The sequence below is a fragment of the Methanosarcina spelaei genome (assembly GCF_002287235.1).
GTDB classification, from domain to species: Archaea; Halobacteriota; Methanosarcinia; order Methanosarcinales; family Methanosarcinaceae; genus Methanosarcina; species Methanosarcina spelaei.
Map to the genome: position 1 here is coordinate 1 of NZ_LMVP01000264.1, position 1,513 is coordinate 1,513.

At 37.7% G+C, this 1,513-nt stretch carries 1 protein-coding gene; it reads right to left on the bottom strand.

The window, feature by feature from the left end:
• Positions 1–697: 697 nt before the first annotated feature.
• A partial coding sequence (locus ASJ81_RS12515) for a PKD domain-containing protein (RefSeq protein ID WP_141241708.1) occupies positions 698–1,513 on the bottom strand: 816 nt, incomplete at its 5' end.

The window sequence follows — 1,513 nt, forward strand, 5'->3', positions numbered from 1 at the left end:
ATCCCCAACCTAAAGGTTGGGGTATTCGTGACCCTCTGCGCTCCCTTGTAATAAATTTTCCCATTTCGTTATATAGTTCTTCCTCATTGGTCATCGGTTAAGGAATTTTCTTGCCTTATCTATCAATTTTTCATCTTAATCCTGATCGAACTTTGGCCTGTTTCTATGAAATCGATGCCCTGTTCCATTCATAATATGTTAAATTGACCAGCTATTCTGGAAATAGAGGTAATTTGTCACGATTCCTCATTTAACCTAAGATGCATGAAATCACTTCATTAAACTCTACAATGTAAGAGTTCTACAAACCAAAAGTTGTTTAATTGTAACTATTCAGCCCATCCAAACGTGCCTATTGATATTGATTTTAGTGAAATAGTGGAATCCAAAAAACAATAGACGGAAAAGGAAGAAACGCAGTCATTCGCCAACATTATAAGAAAATCGATTTACAGAAATTTATCAATTGAGTTTTAGTAAAGATGGCTATTGATGTTGTTTTATATAGGCTGAATAGTTACGTTTAATAAAGCTATTGAAAACCACAAACTAAAGGTTAGCTTTCAACCCAAGTCAAATAAGGCTAAGATTATTTTGCCAGATTTGATAAATAATTCCCCCCACTACCCATTCACTTTGATCTCTTTTATCGTTTTTCAATTAAGGATTTAATCGTTTTAGATTATATATTCAGTTTTTAGACTGCTGTCACTTTCATATAATTTGTTTTTGTTGTCGTACTGCTGCCTGCAGCATTTGTTGCCGTCAACGTGACAGTATAGTTTCCTGCTTTGGAATACTTATGCTTTGGATTCTGGAGTGTGGACGATGCACCGTCTCCAAAGTTCCATTTCCATTTGGTTGGTGAACCTGTACTAGTGTCAGTAAAAGCAACCGTCAACGGTGACTTTCCTGAAGTAACACTGCTTGTGAAGTTTGCAACAGGTTTTGCTGTCACTTTTATATAATCGGTTTTTGTTACCGTGTTGCTGCCTACGGCGTTCTTTACTGTCAACTTAACAGTATATGTTCCTGCTTTACTGTACTTATGAGTCGGATTTTCGACAAATGACTTCGATCCGTCTCCAAACTCCCAGATCCATGCAGCAGGCGTTCCTGTGCTTGTATCAGTAAATTTAACGTTTAATGGTGCTTTTCCGGACGTAACACTGCTGGTAAAGTTTGAAACAGGCTTTGCTGTCACTTTTATATATTCCGTTTTTGTTACCGTGTTCCTGCCTACAGCATTCTTTACTGTCAAGTTAACTGTATATGTTCCTGCCTTGGAATACTTATGAGTTGGATTCTCGACAAATGACTTTGATCCGTCTCCAAACTCCCAGATCCAGCCAGAAGGTGTACCTGTGCTTGTGTCAGTAAATTTAACGTTCAATGGTGCTTTTCCTGAAGTAACACTGCTGGTAAAGTTTGAAACAGGCTTTGCTGTCACTTTTATATATTCCGTTTTTGTTACCGTGTTCCTGCCTACAGCGTTCTTTACTGTCAAGTCAAG